Here is a 17,483-nt window from a genome sequence, read left to right as displayed (position 1 = left end):
AATCTTTAGGCAGGCGCAGAGGCAAAGCGACAGGGGCCAAAGGCTGTTTCAAAAAGTTTTTGACAATCCTTGGCCATTTCTTCGTTTATCCAAGTGTTACAATCTGAAAGGCCCCGACGTGCAACGCTATCCCCGAGACATGGCAGGCTACGGCCGCAACACCCCAGATCCCCAGTGGCCCAACGGTGCGAAGATCGCCGTTCAAATCGTTCTGAACTACGAAGAGGGCGGTGAGAACAACATTCTGCATGGGGATGCGGCGTCCGAGGCGTTTCTGTCCGAAATCACCGGCGCGCAGCCTTGGCCCGGCCAGCGTCACTGGAACATGGAAACGATCTACGAATACGGCAGCCGTGCGGGGTTCTGGCGGGTGCATGATCTGCTGCGCGACATCCCCATCACAGTCTACGGGGTAACGACAGCGCTGGCACGGGCGCCCGAACAGCTTCAGGCGATGAAGGATGCCGGGTGGGAGATCGCCTCGCACGGGTTGAAGTGGATCGAACACAAGGACATGAGCGCAGAGGAAGAGCGCGCCCAGATCCGCGAGGCGATCCGCCTGCATACAGAGGTTGTCGGCACGCCGCCGCGCGGCTGGTACACGGGCCGCTGTTCGATGAACACCATCGACCTGGCAGCGGCGGAGGGGGATTTCGCATATATCGCGGATAGTTACGCCGATGATTTGCCCTATTGGGTCAAGGCGGGCGGGCGTAATCAACTGATCGTGCCCTACACGATGGATTGCAACGACATGCGATTTGCGATTCAGGCGGGCTTTACCGATGGCGCGCAGTTCGAGGGCTATCTGAAAGACAGCTTCGACATGCTTTATGCCGAAGGGCAGGCGGGCGCGCCCAAGATGCTGTCGATCGGTCTGCATTGCCGCCTCGCAGGGCGTCCCGGGCGGGCCTTGGCGTTGAAACGGGCGCTGGCGCATATGGCCGCGCAAGAGGGCGTGTGGTTCGCCACCCGTGAACAGATCGCTGATCACTGGGCCAAGGTGCATCCGCCACAAGCCGTTGCGCGGCCATCTCAGATGGACGCCCAAGATTTTGTCGCGGCTTTTGGCGGGATTTTTGAACATTCCTCTTGGATTGCCGAAGCCGCGCATGCCCAAGAGCTTGGGCCGCATTCCGACAGCGCGGCGGGGGTCCACAACGCGCTGGCGCGCGTCTTCCGCAGCGCGGATGCGGAAAAGCGGCTTGCTGTGTTGCGCGCACACCCGGACCTGGCGGGTAAGCTGGCCTCTGCCGGGCGGCTGACGGCAGACTCCACCGCCGAGCAAGCAGGCGCGGGTCTGGACCTGTTGACCGATGAGGAGCGCGCGACCTTTACCCGGCTAAACAGTGCCTACACCGAAAAGCACGGTTTCCCGTTCATCATCGCGGTAAAAGACAACACCAAGGCCAGCATTCTGGAGGCCTTTCATCGCCGGATCGACAATGACCGCGACACCGAATTTAGCGAAGCCTGCCGACAGGTCGAACGCATCGCGCAACTGCGCCTGATCGAAAAGCTTGGCGCATGATGCACATCACCATCGAACCGCTGGACCGCGACGGCTTTGCCCCCTTTGGCGAGGTGATCGACACCACTGGCGCGCCGGACAAGATCATCAATCAGGGTCTGTGCGGACGCTATCACGACCGCGCGTCGCTGGATTTTATCGAGGGCCGCGCAGGCATCAGCCTGTTTCAGGCAGAGCTGCGCGCGCTGCCCTACCGGTTGGAGATGATGGAACGCCACCCCGAAGGCTCACAGGCCTTTTTGCCCATGTCGATGGACGGGTTTCTGGTGATCGTCGCCCCTGACGATGATGGAAAACCGGGCAGCCCACGGGCCTTTTGCTCAAAACCCGGGCAGGGCATCAATTTCCATCGCGGGACATGGCATGGGGTGCTGACGCCGCTGACGGGCTCTGGCCTGTTTGCGGTGATCGACCGGATCGGAGAGGGCGCCAACCTGCAGGAACACTGGTTCGAGACGCCATATGTGATCAACCACTGAACGACCAAAGGTCATGACGCGGGACCAACCCGCGCGGACAGCAACAGAGAGGGACCACCCATGACAGATTCCACACTCGGGACAGCGGAGCAACTGCGCGATCCCGACTATACGCCGCCCTTGGCCAAGTCGGTTCCGCTGGGCATCCAGCATGTGCTGGCGATGTTCGTATCGAACGTGACGCCGGCTATCATCGTTTGCGGGGCGGCGGGGTTTGGCTTTGGCTCCAATTCGCCCGATTTTCCGCAGATGATCTACATGATCCAGATGTCGATGTTCTTTGCGGGCATCGCGACGCTGATCCAGACCATCGGGCTGGGTCCGGTCGGGGCGAAACTGCCCATCGTGCAGGGGACGTCCTTTGCCTTTATTCCGATCATGATCCCCTTGGTTGCGGGCAAGGGCGTGGATGCCATTGCCGTGCTGATGGGCGGTATTCTGGTCGGTGGTCTGTTCCATGCGGTTCTGGGCCTGTTCATCGGCAAGATCCGTTTTGCCCTGCCGCCGCTGGTGACCGGTCTTGTGGTGACGATGATCGGTCTGGCACTGGTCAAGGTTGGCATTCAATACGCGGCAGGCGGTGTGCCCGCCATCGGCACCGAGGAATATGGCTCGGGCATCAACTGGCTGATGGCCGGCACCGTGATCATCGTGACGCTGGGGCTGAAGTTCTTTGCCCGTGGGATGCTGTCGGTTTCGGCCGTGCTGGTGGGCCTGCTCGCAGGGTACGCGCTGGCCTTTGCCTTGGGCCAGGTGAACCTTGGCAACGTGGGGCGTGCGGCCAGCTTTGCTCTGCCGAACCCGCTGCACTTCGGGCTGGAGTTCTCGGTCGCGGCGATCATCGGTTTCTGTCTGATGTCCTTTGTGTCTGCGGTGGAAACCGTGGGTGACGTGTCCGGCATCACCAAGGGCGGCGCAGGCCGCGAGGCGACGGACCGCGAGATCCAAGGCGCGACCTATGCCGACGGTCTGGGCACCGCTGTCTCTGGACTGTTCGGCGCGCTTCCCAATACGTCCTTCAGCCAGAACGTCGGCTTGATCGCGATGACCGGCGTCATGAGCCGCCACGTGGTGTCCATCGGTGCGGTCTTTTTGATCCTGTGCGGTCTGGTGCCGAAAATCGGTGCGATTATCTCCTCCATCCCGATCGAGGTGCTGGGCGGCGGTGTGATTGTTATGTTCGGCATGGTGGTGGCTGCGGGTATTTCCATGCTGTCGGATGTGAATTGGAACCGTCGCAACATGGTGATCTTTGCCATCGCGCTGAGCCTTGGCCTTGGGCTTCAGCTGGAGCCGGGCGCGCTGCAGTATCTGCCCGGCACGCTGAAGGTGCTGGCCACCTCGGGCATTCTGCCTGCTGCGGTGATCGCCATTGTGCTGAACCTCGTGCTGCCGCAAGAGCTGGCTGGCGAGGCGACCGAGGAAGTGTCCGGCGGGCTTGCCGGTCGCGGCACGGGCTCCATGGCGGGCGAATAAACCCAGACATAGAAAAAGGGCGGTGTGAGAGATCACACCGCCCTTTTTTGTCCGCTTGTCTTACCCGAACGGGCGCAACGGCATGTGTCGGTTGACGTCCTTGTACAGCAAGTAGCGGAAACGCCCCGGACCACCGGCATAGCACGCCTGCGGGCAAAAGGCGCGCAGCCACATGAAATCACCGGCCTCCACCTCGACCCAGTCATTGTTGAGCCGGTATGCAGCTTTGCCTTCCAGAACATACAGCCCGTGTTCCATGACGTGCGTTTCCAGAAAGGGGATCACGCCGCCGGGTTCAAAGGTAACGATGGTCACATGCATGTCGTGACGCAGGTCGGCAGGGTCGACAAAGCGCGTGGTGGCCCAAGCGCCATTGGTGTCGGGCATCGGTGTGGGCGTAATGTCCTGTTCGTTCAGCACCAGAACATCGGGTTCCGACAGGCCGGGTGCCGGTTGATAAGCCTTGCGGATCCAGTGGAACCGCAGCGGCGCGGAGCCCTTGTTGTGCAGCGACCACTTGGCCGAGGGCGGCAGATAGGCGTAGCCCCCCGCCGTCATGTGGTGTTCAGCGCCATTTGCGGTCAGGCTCGCCTCGCCTTCGGTGATGAACAGCACACCTTGGGCCTGCGGATCGGTCTCGGGCGTGTCCGATCCTCCGCCGGGCTGAACCTCCATAATGTATTGCGAAAACGTCTCGGCAAAGCCGGACATGGGGCGGGCGATGACCCACAGGCGGGTGTCGGTCCAGCCGGGCAGAAAGCTGGTGGTGATGTCGCGCATCGTGCCCTTGGGCAGGACGGCGTAGGCATCTGTGAATATGGCGCGGTCTGTCAGCAGTTGATCCTGCGCGGGCAGGCCGCCGCGCGGGGCGTAATAGGTGGGGGACATCAGGGCACTCCGGCGCGTGTCAGGGCAGGGGGGGGCGGCGGGCCATTGGCCCGCCATCCGCGATTACTGGGCTTTGAGCTCAAGGCGGCGCGCATGCAACACCGGTTCGGTGTAGCCCGACGGCTGGGTCGTGCCCTCGAACACCAGATCGCAGGCGGCCTTGTAGGCGATGCCGTCAAAGCCGGGGGCCATCGGTGTATAATCGGGGTCGCCCGCGTTCTGGCGGTCCACCACCTCTGCCATGCTTTGCATGATCTCGGACACTTCCTGGCGCGAGATCACATCATGGTGCAGCCAGTTGGCGATATGCTGGGCCGAGATCCGGCAGGTGGCGCGGTCTTCCATCAGGCCGACATCGTTGATGTCGGGCACCTTGGAACAGCCAACGCCCTGATCGATCCAGCGGACCACATAACCCAGAATGCCTTGGGCGTTGTTTTCGACTTCGCGCCGGATCTGGTCCTTGCTCCACTTGCGGTAAGTGGCCAGCGGAATGTCCAGCAGCCCGTCCACATGGGCCCGCCGCCCGCCTTTGGCCAGCTTGTCCTGCACGGCCAGCACATCGACCTTGTGGTAGTGCATCGCATGTAGGGTCGCCGCCGTGGGCGAAGGCACCCAGGCGCAGGTGGCACCGGCGCGGGGATGTTCGATCTTTTGTTCCAGCATGGCGGCCATGCTGTCGGGCTGCGCCCACATGCCCTTGCCGATCTGCGCCTTGCCGGACAGGCCGCATTCCAGACCAATGTCGACGTTGCGCGCCTCGTAGGCGCCGATCCAGCCCTTGCGCTTGATGAAATCCTTGCGCGAGAACGGCCCCGCCTCCATCGAGGTGTGGATCTCGTCGCCGGTGCGATCCAGAAAGCCCGTGTTGATGAAACACACGCGATGCCGCGCGGCGCGGATGCAGGATTTCAGATTGACCGAGGTGCGGCGCTCTTCGTCCATGATGCCCAGTTTGACCGTGTATTGCGGCAGGCCGAGCACCTTTTCAACGTGGCCAAAGATCTCGTCGGCAAAGGCCACTTCTTCGGGGCCGTGCATCTTGGGTTTGACCACATAGACCGAGCCCGCGACCGAATTGCGCGCGCCATCGGTTTTGGCCAGATCGTGCATCGCAATCAGCGCCGTGACCATCGCATCCATCAGCCCCTCAAAGACCTCTTGGCCGTCGCGGTCCAGAATGGCGGGGTTTGTCATCAGGTGGCCGACGTTGCGCACCAGCAGCAAGGCGCGGCCTTTCAGGGTCAGCTCCGATCCATCCGCAGCGGTAAAGCTGCGATCCCCGTGCAGGCGGCGGGTCATCTGCTTGCCGCCCTTCTCAAAGGTCTCTTGCAGGTCGCCCTTCATCAGGCCCAGCCAATTGCGATAGGCCAGCGTTTTGTCCGCACCATCGACGCAGGCCACGGAATCCTCGCAGTCGACAATGGCTGACACGGCGGATTCCATACGCACATCCGCGATGCCGGAGGCGGTGGTCTTGCCGATGGGATGGTTGCGGTCGAACACCAGTTCCACATGCAGGCTGTTGTTGCGCAGCAGAACAGAGGCGGGGGCCGATGCATCGCCGGTGTAGCCGACAAAGGCTGCGGGCGTCTTCAGCGGGCTGCCGTCGACAAGCAGCGCGCCGCCTTCGATGCTGTATTGCGTGGCCTTGGCATGTGACGTCGCCTGCAGCGGGAACACCTCGTCCAGAAAGACCGAGGCCCGCGCCACCACACGGGCACCGCGCCCGTCGTCAAAGCCCCCCGACGGCACTGGCCCCATTGCATCGGTGCCATACAGCCCATCATACAGGCTGCCCCAACGGGCGTTTGCGGCATTCAGCACAAAGCGCGCGTTGGTCACCGGCACCACAAGCTGCGGGCCGGGGGTGGTGGCAATTTCCGGGTCGATCTTGGAGGTCTCGATCTGGAAATCCTCACCTTCGGGCAGCAAATACCCGATCTCTTCGAGGAAGGCCTTATAGGCTGCGGCGTCGTGGGGGGCGTCGCGATGGGCCTTGTGCCAGTCGTCGATCTTGGTCTGCAGGTCCTCGCGCTTTTGCAGCAGGGCGCGGTTGCGCGGGCCAAAGTCATGCACCAGCGCGGAAAGACCGGCCCAGAACGCCTGCGGGTCAACACCGGTGCCGGGGAGCGCCTCTGTCTCGATAAACTCTGCCAGTTCGGACGAAACCTGTAGGCCTTCAAAGGTCTTGCGCGGCCTTGCTGTGTGGGCGGTCATGCGGGTGCTCCTCCTAAGCGGGGTCGGGGCCATGGCTCCCGACCTGATATGCGTCCCGATATAGGTAGCAGGCCGCACCCCTACCGCAACGGCAATGTGGCCTTTGATTGTCGTGATTTCCAAAAAGCCGCATTCTCATTTTCAAGATAGTCGGGCGAATTTGAGCGTATAGCGGGGGCAGTCGGCGGGCGAAGATCGCAAAAAGCATGCTCGGCTCATGGTTTATTGGTTGCAATCATCCCTTTCTTGAGTTCTTTAATCGGAAAAGATCAGACTGATTCAGTCGGAAATTATCTTGGTGAAGGACTGCCCGATGAAACCGATGTTCCCTGCGATTGCCGCCATGTTGGTGCCGACATTCCTGTCTGCCCAGACTGTCAGCGTGGATACCTTTGCCGGTGCTGCGGACGTTCCGCAAAATCCGCAGACTGTTGTCGCGCTTGATCTTGCGGCGATCGACACGCTTGATGCGATTGGCGTGTCCGTTGCGGGTGTCCCCGACATCACGCCGCCCGCCTATCTGCAGGACGCGGTCAGCGCGGGCGAGATCGCAGGCACCCTGTTCGAGCCGAACTTCGAGGCGATCGCAGCCATGCAGCCCGATGTGATCATCGCCGGTGGCCGGTCGCAATCGCAGGTGGAGCCTTTGTCGCGCATCGCGCCGACTGTGGACATGACCATCGGGGCAGAAGCCGGCATCGTCGAGACGGCCAAAGCGCGGGCCACGGCCTATGGCGTGATGTTCGACAAGCAGGACGCGGCAGACGCGGCCATCGCTGAACTGGACGCAGCCATCGAGGCCGCGCAGGCTGCGGTGACCGATGCCGACAACGCGCTGATCCTGATGACCAACGGCGGCAAGGTCTCTGCCTATGGGGGCGAAAGCCGCTTTGGCTGGATCTACAGCACGTTGAACCTGCCCGAAGCCCATGCGGATCTGGACACAAACACCCATGGCGAGGCGGTGTCCTTTGAATTCATCGCACAGACCGATCCGGCATGGATCTTTGTGATCGACCGTGGTGCCGCTATCGGCCAAGAGGGCGAGGCTGCGGCCACAACGCTGGACAACCCGTTGGTCGCGGGCACCCGCGCAGGTCAGGCGGGGCAGATCGTCTATCTTGATAGCGCACCTTTGTATCTTGCAGGCGGCGGCCTGCAATCGATGACAGGCACATTGTCTGAAATCACCGCTGCGATGACAGACGCCACAAACTGATGACACGGACGGCCTTGGCCGCTGGTGCTGCGCTCGTCCTGTTGATCGGGGCGAGCGTTCTGCTTGGCGCGGCAGATTTGTTTGGCGGCGATCTGGATTCCGGGCTGTTGCTGGCGGTCAGCCGGATCCCGCGCACCCTGGCCGCGCTGTTGGCCGGTGCGGGGCTGGCGCTGTCGGGCGCGGTCGTTCAACTGGCGGTGCAGAACCGCATGGTAGAGCCGGGGCTGGTCGGCACGCCGGAGGCCGCGATGCTGGGGCTGTTGGGCATCACACTGTTCGCCCCAGCAGCCCCGCTGATCGTCAAGATGGGGGTGTCCGCAGTCTTTGCGCTGGCGGGTACATTGGGTTTTCTGGCGCTGGCGCAACATGTGCCCCGTCGAGACCCGGTGCTGCTGCCGCTGGTCGGCTTGATCTACGGCGGTATTCTGGGGTCGGTCGTGGTCTGGATCGCATGGAGCACCGATCTGCTGCAATACGTTGGCATCTGGATGTCGGGCGAGTTCTCTGGCGTGCTACGCGGCCGGTACGAGCTGTTGTGGCTGATCGCAGGGGTGATCTTCGCGCTGTATATCGTCGCCGACCGTATCACCCTGTTGGGTCTGGGCGAAGATGCGGCGCGCGCCTTGGGTCTGGACTATCGCGGCACGGTTCTGATCAGTCTGGTGCTGGTGGCCCTGACCACGGCGGTGATTGTGGTGAGCGTCGGCACCATGCCGTTTGTCGGGCTGGTGGTGCCCAACATCGTATCACGCTGGCGCGGTGATAATCTGCGCCGCAACCTGCCGCTGATCGCATGGCTTGGTGCTGTGATGGTGCTTGGGTCTGACATCATCGGGCGTGTGATCCGCATCCCGTTCGAGATTCCTGCGGGCACAGTGTTTGCCGTGTTCGGCGCGGCTGTGTTCTTGTGGCTGCTGCATGCCGCCCCGCGCGGGAGGTCCGGCCATGGGTAGGCGTCGGTTGATTGTGCTTGGGGCCATGCTGGTGCTGATGTCGGGCCTGTTCCTTGGCTGGGGGCTGCGCGCGCCATACGATTATATCCTGACGTTGCGGGTCACAAAATTGGCCGCCCTGATCGTGGTGGGTGCCGCCACAGGGGCGGCGACGGTGTTGTTTCAGACCGTGTCACAAAACCGGCTGCTGACGCCGGGGATCGTAGGCTTTGACGCCTTGTTTATCTTCATCCAGACGATGCTGGTTGTGGCCATCGGTGGCGGCGCGTTTTCGACCTTGCCCGTCATGGCCAAGTTTCTGGCGGAAACGCTGATCCTGATGGCTGCTGCGGTGACGTTGTTCGGGGTGCTGCTGCGCCGGTCGTCCGAAGATGTTCTGCGTGTGATCCTGACGGGCGTGATTATCGGCGCCTTCCTGCGCGGCCTGTCGGGGCTTGCCGCGCGGCTGGTCGATCCGTCCGAGTTTGCGGTGATTCAGGCGGCGAGCTTTGCCAGCTTCGGCTTTGTCGACGCACAGTTGCTGTGGGTTGCCTTGGCGGGGCTGTTGCCGGCCATGGCTGTCGCGCTGTGGTTGTCGCCGCGTCTGGACGTGGCAGAACTGGGCCGGATGACCGCGCGCTCCGTGGGGCTGGACCACGACCGGCTGGTGCTGGGCGTGCTGGCGTTGGTGGCATTTCTGATCGCGGTGTCCACCGCCTTGGTCGGGCCGATCACCTTTTTGGGGCTGCTGGCGGCAAGTCTGGCGTACGTGGTTATGGGCACCTATCGCCATGCGCTGATCCTGCCCGCGGCGGCGGGGATCGGCGCGCTGATCCTTGTGTCCGGGCAATTCCTGTTTGAACGGCTGTTGGGGATGCAATCCGCCCTTGCGGTGATTGTCGAATTCTTTGGCGGGCTTTTGTTCCTGTTCCTTGTCTTGCGGAGGTCGCGCTCATGATCGAGCTGTCGAATGTCACGTTGAAGCGGGGCGAGAGCGTCACGCTGGATGAAGTGTCGCTTAAATTCGGGGCGGGGGGGATCACGGCGCTGATTGGCCCGAATGGCGCGGGCAAATCGACATTGCTGCATACAATGTCGGGCCTGCTGCCGCCGACCCACGGCGAGATTCTGGTCGAAGGTCTGGACGTGGTGCGCGCCCGTCCGCAAGACCGCGCGCGCCATGTCGCCCTGTTGACGCAATCAGAGCGGGTCACGGCGCGTCTGACCGTGCGGGATCTGGTGAGCTTTGGACGCTGGCCCCATCACAAGGGGCGGCCCACGGCGCATGATCATGCGCGGGTGGAGGCTGCGCTTGATCTGTTCGGGCTGGAGGATCTGGCAGAGCGTCTGATCGAAACCCTGTCGGGTGGCCAGCGCCAACGCGCTTTTGTGGCGATGGCATTTGCGCAGGATACACCATGGATTTTGCTGGATGAACCGCTGGCCGCGCTGGACCCCAAACACGCGCGCGACCTGTTGGAGCGGCTCTATGATCTGTCCCGACCGGGGCCGGACCAGCGCAGTGTTGTGATCGTGCTGCACGATCTTTCCGCGACCGCGCATTATGCGGACCGGATTGTGGCACTGAAAGCGGGACGGCTGATGGCCTCAGGGCCGCGGGTCCTTGCGATGACGGACCGTGTGCTCAGCGATCTGTTCGACACAGAGCTGCGCATGGGAGAGGTCGACGGGCGTCGCGTGGTCGTGCCCGTCTGAAAGGGATGGCGCGGAGGATGCTCCCCCGCGCCGATCCTGTTATGTGTGGCGGCGTTCGTTGATCAGCCCTTTGAAAATCGCAAAGCACATGATCAAAAGCACCACGGTAAAGGGCAGGCCGGTGGAGATCACCATCGACTGCAGCGATTGCAAACCGCCTGCCGACAACAGCAACACAATGGCCACCGCGCCTTCAAAGATGCACCAGAAGGCGCGCTGCGGGACAGGGGCGTCCACTTTGCCGCCTGCCGTAATCGTGTCGATCACCAAGGAGCCGGAATCCGACGAGGTGACAAAGAACACAATCACGAGAACGATGCCGATCAGCGATGTGATCGAGGCCAGCGGCAGAATGTCCAGCATTTTGAACAGTTTCAGTTCAAGTGCAGCGTCCTGTGCCACGGTGTAGCCATCCGCGATGACCTGATGCAGCGCGGTGCCGCCAAAAACGGACATCCACAGCACGCAGACCAGCGACGGGATCAACAGCACGCAAGTGACGAATTCCCGCACAGTGCGGCCACGGCTGACGCGGGCGATGAACATGCCGACAAAGGGGGACCAGCTGATCCACCACGCCCAGTAGAACGAGGTCCAGCCCTGCATGAAGTTCACGTCTTCGCGGCCCACCGGATTGGCCAGCGCGGGAAGATACTGGAAATACGCCAGCAGCGAATCCCCGAAGAGCGACAGCAGATACCATGTCGGACCCACCAGCAGGACAAAGACCAGCAGGATCAGCGCGAGACCCATGTTGACCTCGGACAGGATTTTCACACCACCGTCGAGACCGCGCACCACGGACACCAACGCAATGGATGTGATGGCCGAGATCAGGATGACTTCGGTCACGGGACCCACGGGAATGCCGAAGAGTTCGTTCAGGCCCGCGTTTGCCTGTGTGGCGCCAAAGCCAAGCGAGGTGGTCAGGCCGAACAGCGTGGCAAACACCGCCAGAATGTCGATGATGTGACCGGGCCAGCCCCAGACGCGTTCGCCCAGAAGCGGGTAAAAGGCAGAGCGGATGGTCAGCGGCAAGCCTTTGTTATAGCTGAACAACGCCAGCGCCAGCGCCACAACGGCGTAGATGCCCCAAGGGTGCAGACCCCAGTGAAAGATCGTGGCCGCCATGCCAAGACGGACCGCTGCGGCCTCGTCCCCTTCGGCGCCGCCAAGCGGTGCCCAGTCGGTGCGCACGCCGTCTTCGCCCACGCTCACGCCGCCGAAGGACGACGAAAAGTGGCTGAGCGGCTCAGAGACGCCGTAGAACATCAAGCCGATGCCCATGCCTGCCGCAAACAGCATCGCGAACCAGCCGATGTAGGTGTAATCCGGCGTGGCATCGGTGCCGCCCAAGCGGACATTGCCCAAGGGGGTGACAATCAGCAAAAGGCAGAAGATCACAAAGATGTTCGCCGAGCCGATAAAGAACCAGTCAAAGCCTTTGGTCACGGCGCTGAAAAGCCAGCTGAAGGCCGCGCCCGCCTGTTCCGGCAAAGCGAGTGTGTAGAATACGAATGCCATCACCGCAAAGCCGGAGATCGCGAAAACAGGGTTGTGAATGTCGAATCCGATTGGCCCGACAGAGCCTTCGACGTTGTCCTGACCAATTTCATAATCGGTGTCGATGATATGGGACGCGCCGTCGGGGGACGGTATCCCATCCATGCCGGAGCTGTTCTCGTCTGACATAAATGTCCTCTCTTTCCGTTTTTATCTTTTCAGCCGCACGGGGCCGGTTCAGTCGCGGACCAGAAACACTGAGGCTGTGACATGGCTGGCCACAGACACCCCGTGTCCGGCCCAGATATAATCGGCGACGTTGGGCAGATGCGTCTGCATCACGACCAAATCTGCGCCGAGCTCTTTGATCGCGGCGATCAGGTGTTTGTCGGTATCGGTGCGCGGGTCCGCCGCCACGATGGTTTTGGCGGATGTGGCAAACCCCTTTTGCGCCTGACCCGTGGCAAAATCGGTCAGCTTGGTGCCGAATTCCTCGGGGCTGTGCGCCACGCTGCCGGGGCTGCTGGAGGTGACGCCGACATAGATCACCTCGGCCTTGTGTTGGTGGGCCAGATCGGCGGCCATCTCCAGCGCCTTTTTCAGGCTGGAGGTGTGTGCCAAATCTATTGGAACGACAATCTTGTGAAACATGGTGTCTCCTTTGGCATTTGGGCGCAGCAACGCGCGGCAGGCATTGACCTGCGGGACGTGCGTCTGCGCAGGCATCCATGCCTGTGTCATCTAATAGGTATGCTAACCTTGGGTCAGGTAAAGGCTAGTGTTTGATGTCGCCGGTATCCAGAACGGGCGAGGCATCCAGATCCTCGGCATCCAGCATGGCGGCCACACGTTCCAGCCCTGCCAGAAGCATCGACTGCTCCCAGTCTTCCATGGCCGCGAATTTGCGCACGAATCGCTGCTGCAGCGGGTCGGGCGCATCGTTGAGGGTCGCGCGGCCCTGTTCGGTGATGCAGATGTTTGTCTGTCGCCGGTCGGTTTCGGATTTCTGGCGGGTGACCATGTTTTCGCGCACCAGCTTGTCCACCAGCGAGGTGATGGTGGCCTGGCTGACGCGCATACGTGTGCTGATCTCCTTGGCGGTGGTTTGACCCTTTTCGCCAATGATTTGCAGCACGCGGAACTGCACGGCTGTGATGCCGGCGATCTGTTTCAGATCACGACCGTATAGTTCCGTCGCACGGATAATGCGCCGCAGGGCAATAAGGCTGCTGTCGACCCTGTCCATGGTTTTCCCTTTCACACGATGGTGCAGCACTACTGGGGCGGGGCGGCCTTCGCAAGAGTATTTCGCTTTGGAAATCAAAGTTAAGATTCTCCTAAATTTGCGGATATTTCTAAGTAAATATGGGGTATTTTGCCGAAATGTCCATTTTTTCACTTAGACACTTGAAATAATCCAGCGAGGAGATACTTTGCCGATCAAAGGAACAACGCATGAGAGACCGATGCCCCAGCCCAGCGATTTGACCCGACCCGCCACACCGACCCTGCGCAAGCCTGTCGCCGAAGACGGGGCCGCGATCTGGGATCTGGTGCGGGCCTGCAAGCCGCTGGATGAGAATTCGATTTACTGTAACTTGCTGCAATGCGATCATTTTGCCGACACCTGCGTGCTGGCAGAGCTTGACGGTGCGGTGATCGGCTGGGTGTCGGGCTACGTCAAACCGTCCGAGCCGGACACGCTTTTCGTCTGGCAGGTTGCTGTTGGCGAGGCCGCGCGCGGCATGGGCTTGGGTGGCAAGATGCTGTCACATCTTTTGAATCGCGAAGCATGTGCGGATGTCGACCGTCTTCAGACCACAATCACCTCTGACAATGACGCCTCGTGGGGTCTGTTCCGCAAGTTCGCCCGCACCACCGGCGGCGAGCTGAGCCATACACCACACTACAAACAAGCCGAGCACTTCGATGGCCGGGCCAAGACAGAGAACATGGTCACCATCGCCTTTGCCGAGGCTGTGAAACGCGCGGCCTGAGCCGCGTCTCTTAATTTTCCGTATAATCAATCAATCGAAAGGAGCTGTCGATGACTGCCTCCCATACAAATGTGCAACCTATCTTCAAGCGTCGTGAATCCGAGGCGCGCAGCTACTGCCGCAGCTTTGACACAACATTCGTCAAAGCCAGCGGGTCCGAGATGACCGCCGCAGATGGCACGACCTACATCGATTTCCTCGCGGGCTGTTCGTCGCTGAACTACGGCCACAATGATCCGGATATGAAGGCCGCGCTGCTCGACCATATTGCGGGCGACGGGATCGCCCATGGTCTGGACATGCACACCGATGCCAAGGCCGATTTCCTGACGACCTTCGAGGAAAAGATCCTCAAGCCGCGCGGGATGGACCACAAGGTTATGATGGTTGGCCCCACCGGCACCAATGCGGTCGAGGCGGCGATGAAACTGGCGCGCAAAGTGACGGGTCGGTCCAATGTGATCGCCTTTACGAACGGCTTTCACGGCATGACCATGGGCGCGCTTGCGGCCACCGGCAACGCGGGCAAGCGTGGCGGCGCGGGCATGGATCTGCACGGCGTGACCCGTATGCCTTACGAGGGGGCCTTCGGTGACGAGGTGAGCTCGCTGACGTTGATTGAACAGATGCTGGACAACCCCAGTTCCGGCGTTGACGCGCCTGCGGCGTTCCTTCTGGAGCCGGTGCAGGGCGAGGGCGGTCTGAACGCGGCCTCCAAGGAATTCCTCGAAGGGCTTGGCCGTCTGGCGAAAAAGCACGGCGCGCTGCTGATCCTTGATGACATTCAGGCGGGCATTGGCCGCTGTGGCACCTTCTTCTCCTTCGAGGAGATGGATGTTCAGCCCGATCTGATCCCGCTGGCGAAATCACTGTCCGGTATGGGTCTGCCCTTTGCGGCCCTGTTGATCCGCCCGCAGTATGACATCTGGACGCCTGCGGAGCACAACGGCACCTTCCGTGGGAACACCCATGCCTTTGTCACCGCGCGCGTGGCGATTGAAAAATTCTGGTCCGACGATGCCTTTGCCAAGGACATCGCGCGCCGTGGCGAGATCGTCGAGGCGGGCCTGCAAAAGATTGCCGACATGATCCCCGGCGCCAAGCTGAAGGGCCGTGGCATGATGCGCGGTGTGGATGTGGGCTCGGGCGAGCTGGCGGGCGACATCTGTGCGCGTGCCTTCGAAAATGGCCTGATCATCGAAACCTCGGGGGCCGAGGATGAGGTGGTCAAAATTCTCGCGCCGCTGACGACGCCGGATGAGACCCTGCAAAAGGGCATCGACATTCTGACGGCCGCCGCGCGCGACATCCTTGAAACAACCAAAATTGCAGCGGAGTAATCGACATGATCGTTCGCGACTTTAACGAAATCACCAAATCCCAACCCGACCGCGTCGTCTCGGACGCCAAGTGGACATCCGTTCGCATGTTGCTGGCCGACGACAAGATGGGCTTTTCGTTCCACATCACCTTCCTCGAAGCGGGGTCGGAGCACACGTTCGAATATAAAAACCACTTTGAAAGCGTGTATTGCATGCAGGGCAAAGGGGCGATCACCGATCTGGCGACCGGCGAAACCCATGAGATCAAGCCCGGCGTGATGTACGCCCTCGACCAGCATGACCGCCACGTCCTGCGTGCCGATGAGGAGCTGGTCATGGCCTGCTGTTTCAACCCGCCGGTGACCGGCACAGAGGTTCACCGCGAAGACGGGTCTTATGCAGCGCCGGATCTGGAGGACGCATAAGCCATGACCCATACGGTCGAAAAAATCGGCGGGACGTCCATGTCCCGCCTCAAGGACTTGCGCGATACGCTTTTTATCAAAAACGGCGCACCGCAATACGGTCGGGTGTTTGTCGTCTCTGCCTTTGGCGGCATCACCAACATGCTGTTGGAGCATAAGAAGACCGGCGAGCCGGGGATCTACGCCAACTTTGCAGATGGCAATGGCGAGACACGCTGGAACAGCGCGCTGGATGCCGCGCGCGATGCGATGATCGCGGCCCATTCCGAGATCCTCGATCATCCCAACGATATCGCGGCCGCCACCGATATGGTGCATGACCGTATCGAAGGGGCACGCAACTGTCTGGTCGATCTGCAGCGCCTGTGTTCCTACGGGCATTTCCGCCTGAACCAGCACCTGCTGCAGATCCGCGAACTTCTGTCCGGCATTGGAGAGGCGCATTCGGCCCGTGTCGCCGTTCTGCTTCTCCAGCGCGCCGGGGCGCAGGCCCGTCTGGTGGATCTGACCGGCTGGCGGGACGAGGGCGAGGTCAGCTTGCATGACCGGATCACTTCTGCGCTGCATGGCATCGATACCGATCGAGAACTGCCAATCGTGACAGGCTATGCACAATGCACCGAAGGGCTGATGCGCGAGTTTGACCGTGGCTATTCCGAGGTGACGTTTTCGAAGCTGGCGGCTTTGACCGGCGCGCGCGAGGCGATCATCCATAAGGAATTCCACCTGTCCTCCGCCGATCCCAAACTGGTGGGCGCCGACAAGGTGCGCAAGCTGGGGCGCACGAACTATGATGTGGCGGACCAGATGGCGAACCTCGGGATGGAGGCGATCCATCCCTCGGCGGCAAAAACACTGCGCCAAGCGGGCGTGCCGCTCCGTGTCGCCCACGCGTTCGAACCCGAAGACCCCGGTACGTTGATCGATGATCAGCCGACGGATTCGGCTGCGGTGGAAATCGTCACGGGTCTCGACGTGCTCGCCCTGGAAATCTTCGAGCAGGATATGGTCGGGGTGAAAGGGTATGATGCCGCCATCCTCGAGGCGCTGACCCGTCATGGGGTTCGGATCGTGTCCAAGGTGTCCAATGCGAACACCATCACGCATTATCTGGATGCCACCGTGGCCGAGGTGCGTCGGGTCGAGAAGGATCTGATGCGCCTGTACCCTCATGCAGAGATCAGCACCCGCGAGGTGTCGCTTGTCTCTATCGTGGGCCGTGATCTTCTGGGTTTGTCGGTTCTGACGCGCGGCTTGATGGCCTTGGAGCAGGCGGGACTTGCTTCGCTCGGGGCCTCGCAGGGTCCGCGTAATGTCGACGTGCAATATGTCATGCCACGGGTAGACATGGCCGCTGCGATCCAGGTGCTGCACGATGCCCTGATCGTCAAAGGCGCACAGCGTTTCCCGCGCGCGGCCTAAGGTGACAAGACGAAAGAATTGATGCGGCGCCCTGAATGTGGGGCGCCGTTTTTCGTTTGTTTGTATAGGTTTGCATGAAGCCCGACGGGCGTTTTGTGAAAAAATCTAATGTTCCGAAAGAAAACTTCAAAAAAGCGCTTGCGACTCGATTGGGGTATCCGTAAAAGCCCCTTCACCGGCGGCGCTGAGGTGCTGGCGGGGCGCTGGACGGGCTGGAATGGTTCGGACGGCGGGACGGAAATTCGAGGCAAGGTTGGGCGGGCGCGCCGTAAGTTTAGGGCGCAACTGTTTGGTTTTGTTTTCACGTTATTTGACATCGCGAGTATCTGAAGAGATATGTGGGCGGCGCTGGT

At 61.3% G+C, this 17,483-nt stretch carries 17 protein-coding genes; 12 read left to right on the top strand and 5 right to left on the bottom strand.

Features of this window, described 5'->3' with window-relative positions; all coding sequences use genetic code 11:
* Positions 1-118: 118 nt before the first annotated feature.
* Genes puuE through ACN5AZ_RS13870 form a run of 3 tightly spaced genes read left to right on the top strand, consistent with a single transcriptional unit; the run spans position 119 to position 3,486 of the window.
* On the top strand, positions 119-1,531 hold the full coding sequence (gene puuE, locus ACN5AZ_RS13880) for an allantoinase PuuE (RefSeq protein WP_419429495.1): 1,413 nt from the start codon (positions 119-121) through the stop codon (positions 1,529-1,531).
* A complete protein-coding gene (locus ACN5AZ_RS13875) occupies positions 1,528-2,010 on the top strand; it encodes an ureidoglycolate lyase (RefSeq protein ID WP_419429494.1) in 483 nt (160 codons plus the stop codon). The genes puuE and ACN5AZ_RS13875 overlap by 4 nt, the downstream gene beginning before the upstream one ends.
* A 60-nt stretch (positions 2,011-2,070) precedes the next feature.
* Positions 2,071-3,486: a uracil-xanthine permease family protein gene (locus ACN5AZ_RS13870; RefSeq protein ID WP_419429493.1), complete on the top strand. Its 1,416-nt coding sequence runs from the start codon at positions 2,071-2,073 to the stop codon at positions 3,484-3,486.
* A gap of 60 nt (positions 3,487-3,546) precedes the next feature.
* Here the strand turns inward: ACN5AZ_RS13870 and ACN5AZ_RS13865 are convergent, their stop codons facing one another.
* Positions 3,547-4,374 carry a bifunctional allantoicase/(S)-ureidoglycine aminohydrolase gene (locus tag ACN5AZ_RS13865; RefSeq protein ID WP_419429492.1) on the bottom strand — a complete coding sequence of 276 codons (828 nt, stop codon included), beginning with the start codon at positions 4,372-4,374 and terminating at the stop codon, positions 3,547-3,549.
* Between the two features lie 63 nt (positions 4,375-4,437).
* Complete coding sequence (locus ACN5AZ_RS13860; protein ID WP_419429491.1) at positions 4,438-6,594, bottom strand: malate synthase G; 2,157 nt, start codon at positions 6,592-6,594, stop codon at positions 4,438-4,440.
* Positions 6,595-6,907: 313 nt separating this feature from the next.
* Here ACN5AZ_RS13860 and ACN5AZ_RS13855 point away from each other — a divergent pair, with 313 nt between their 5' ends.
* The 4 genes from ACN5AZ_RS13855 to ACN5AZ_RS13840 are packed head-to-tail and all read left to right on the top strand — an operon-like array spanning position 6,908 to position 10,461.
* Positions 6,908-7,813, top strand: a complete 906-nt coding sequence (locus tag ACN5AZ_RS13855) for a siderophore ABC transporter substrate-binding protein (protein ID WP_419429490.1) — start codon at positions 6,908-6,910, stop codon at positions 7,811-7,813.
* Complete coding sequence (locus ACN5AZ_RS13850; protein WP_419429489.1) at positions 7,813-8,766, top strand: ABC transporter permease; 954 nt, start codon at positions 7,813-7,815, stop codon at positions 8,764-8,766. The genes ACN5AZ_RS13855 and ACN5AZ_RS13850 overlap by 1 nt, the downstream gene beginning before the upstream one ends.
* A complete protein-coding gene (locus ACN5AZ_RS13845) occupies positions 8,759-9,703 on the top strand; it encodes an iron chelate uptake ABC transporter family permease subunit (protein WP_419429488.1) in 945 nt (314 codons plus the stop codon). The genes ACN5AZ_RS13850 and ACN5AZ_RS13845 overlap by 8 nt, the downstream gene beginning before the upstream one ends.
* On the top strand, positions 9,700-10,461 hold the full coding sequence (locus ACN5AZ_RS13840; protein ID WP_419429487.1) for an ABC transporter ATP-binding protein: 762 nt from the start codon (positions 9,700-9,702) through the stop codon (positions 10,459-10,461). Before ACN5AZ_RS13845 ends, ACN5AZ_RS13840 begins: the two co-directional genes overlap by 4 nt.
* Positions 10,462-10,500: 39 nt before the next feature.
* Here ACN5AZ_RS13840 and ACN5AZ_RS13835 read toward each other — a convergent pair whose 3' ends face one another.
* The 3 genes from ACN5AZ_RS13835 to ACN5AZ_RS13825 form a co-directional block, all read right to left on the bottom strand.
* Entirely contained in the window at positions 10,501-12,153 is a 1,653-nt protein-coding gene (locus ACN5AZ_RS13835) for a BCCT family transporter (protein WP_419429486.1), read from the bottom strand.
* A 48-nt stretch (positions 12,154-12,201) separates the two neighbouring features.
* Positions 12,202-12,615: a universal stress protein gene (locus ACN5AZ_RS13830; protein WP_419429485.1), complete on the bottom strand. Its 414-nt coding sequence runs from the start codon at positions 12,613-12,615 to the stop codon at positions 12,202-12,204.
* A gap of 124 nt (positions 12,616-12,739) precedes the next feature.
* Positions 12,740-13,210 carry a MarR family winged helix-turn-helix transcriptional regulator gene (locus ACN5AZ_RS13825; RefSeq protein ID WP_419429484.1) on the bottom strand — a complete coding sequence of 157 codons (471 nt, stop codon included), beginning with the start codon at positions 13,208-13,210 and terminating at the stop codon, positions 12,740-12,742.
* A gap of 220 nt (positions 13,211-13,430) precedes the next feature.
* Here ACN5AZ_RS13825 and ectA point away from each other — a divergent pair, with 220 nt between their 5' ends.
* The 5 genes from ectA (at position 13,431) to ACN5AZ_RS13800 (ending at position 17,460) form a co-directional block, all read left to right on the top strand.
* The gene (gene ectA, locus ACN5AZ_RS13820) at positions 13,431-13,961 is read left to right on the top strand and encodes a diaminobutyrate acetyltransferase (protein WP_419429483.1); all 531 of its coding nucleotides are present in this window, start codon (positions 13,431-13,433) and stop codon (positions 13,959-13,961) included.
* Between the two features lie 50 nt (positions 13,962-14,011).
* Positions 14,012-15,301 carry a diaminobutyrate--2-oxoglutarate transaminase gene (gene ectB / locus ACN5AZ_RS13815; RefSeq protein ID WP_419429482.1) on the top strand — a complete coding sequence of 430 codons (1,290 nt, stop codon included), beginning with the start codon at positions 14,012-14,014 and terminating at the stop codon, positions 15,299-15,301.
* A gap of 5 nt (positions 15,302-15,306) precedes the next feature.
* Complete coding sequence (locus tag ACN5AZ_RS13810) at positions 15,307-15,708, top strand: ectoine synthase (protein WP_419429481.1); 402 nt, start codon at positions 15,307-15,309, stop codon at positions 15,706-15,708.
* Between the two features lie 3 nt (positions 15,709-15,711).
* Positions 15,712-17,130, top strand: coding sequence for an aspartate kinase (locus tag ACN5AZ_RS13805; RefSeq protein ID WP_419429480.1), 1,419 nt, complete (start codon positions 15,712-15,714; stop codon positions 17,128-17,130).
* A gap of 108 nt (positions 17,131-17,238) precedes the next feature.
* The gene (locus ACN5AZ_RS13800; RefSeq protein WP_419429479.1) at positions 17,239-17,460 is read left to right on the top strand and encodes a hypothetical protein; all 222 of its coding nucleotides are present in this window, start codon (positions 17,239-17,241) and stop codon (positions 17,458-17,460) included.
* The last annotated feature ends 23 nt before the right edge of the window (positions 17,461-17,483 follow it).

This window comes from Sagittula sp. SSi028 (assembly GCF_048553715.1).
Taxonomy (GTDB): Bacteria; Pseudomonadota; Alphaproteobacteria; order Rhodobacterales; family Rhodobacteraceae; genus Sagittula.
This window is presented reverse-complemented; position numbering and strand designations above follow the sequence as displayed.

What these genes read in the sequence shown, in the direction of transcription:
- ACN5AZ_RS13875 (WP_419429494.1), top strand. Translation starts at nt 1,528, where the DNA reads ATGATGCACATCACCATCGAACCGCTGGACCGCGACGGCTTTGCCCCC.
- ACN5AZ_RS13870 (WP_419429493.1), top strand. Translation starts at nt 2,071, where the DNA reads ATGACAGATTCCACACTCGGGACAGCGGAGCAACTGCGCGATCCCGAC.
- ACN5AZ_RS13865 (WP_419429492.1), bottom strand. Translation starts at nt 4,374, where the DNA reads ATGTCCCCCACCTATTACGCCCCGCGCGGCGGCCTGCCCGCGCAGGAT.
- ACN5AZ_RS13860 (WP_419429491.1), bottom strand. Translation starts at nt 6,594, where the DNA reads ATGACCGCCCACACAGCAAGGCCGCGCAAGACCTTTGAAGGCCTACAG.
- ACN5AZ_RS13855 (WP_419429490.1), top strand. Translation starts at nt 6,908, where the DNA reads ATGAAACCGATGTTCCCTGCGATTGCCGCCATGTTGGTGCCGACATTC.
- ACN5AZ_RS13850 (WP_419429489.1), top strand. Translation starts at nt 7,813, where the DNA reads ATGACACGGACGGCCTTGGCCGCTGGTGCTGCGCTCGTCCTGTTGATC.
- ACN5AZ_RS13845 (WP_419429488.1), top strand. Translation starts at nt 8,759, where the DNA reads ATGGGTAGGCGTCGGTTGATTGTGCTTGGGGCCATGCTGGTGCTGATG.
- ACN5AZ_RS13840 (WP_419429487.1), top strand. Translation starts at nt 9,700, where the DNA reads ATGATCGAGCTGTCGAATGTCACGTTGAAGCGGGGCGAGAGCGTCACG.
- ACN5AZ_RS13835 (WP_419429486.1), bottom strand. Translation starts at nt 12,153, where the DNA reads ATGTCAGACGAGAACAGCTCCGGCATGGATGGGATACCGTCCCCCGAC.
- ACN5AZ_RS13830 (WP_419429485.1), bottom strand. Translation starts at nt 12,615, where the DNA reads ATGTTTCACAAGATTGTCGTTCCAATAGATTTGGCACACACCTCCAGC.
- ACN5AZ_RS13825 (WP_419429484.1), bottom strand. Translation starts at nt 13,210, where the DNA reads ATGGACAGGGTCGACAGCAGCCTTATTGCCCTGCGGCGCATTATCCGT.
- ectA (WP_419429483.1), top strand. Translation starts at nt 13,431, where the DNA reads ATGCCCCAGCCCAGCGATTTGACCCGACCCGCCACACCGACCCTGCGC.
- ectB (WP_419429482.1), top strand. Translation starts at nt 14,012, where the DNA reads ATGACTGCCTCCCATACAAATGTGCAACCTATCTTCAAGCGTCGTGAA.
- ACN5AZ_RS13810 (WP_419429481.1), top strand. Translation starts at nt 15,307, where the DNA reads ATGATCGTTCGCGACTTTAACGAAATCACCAAATCCCAACCCGACCGC.
- ACN5AZ_RS13805 (WP_419429480.1), top strand. Translation starts at nt 15,712, where the DNA reads ATGACCCATACGGTCGAAAAAATCGGCGGGACGTCCATGTCCCGCCTC.
- ACN5AZ_RS13800 (WP_419429479.1), top strand. Translation starts at nt 17,239, where the DNA reads ATGTTCCGAAAGAAAACTTCAAAAAAGCGCTTGCGACTCGATTGGGGT.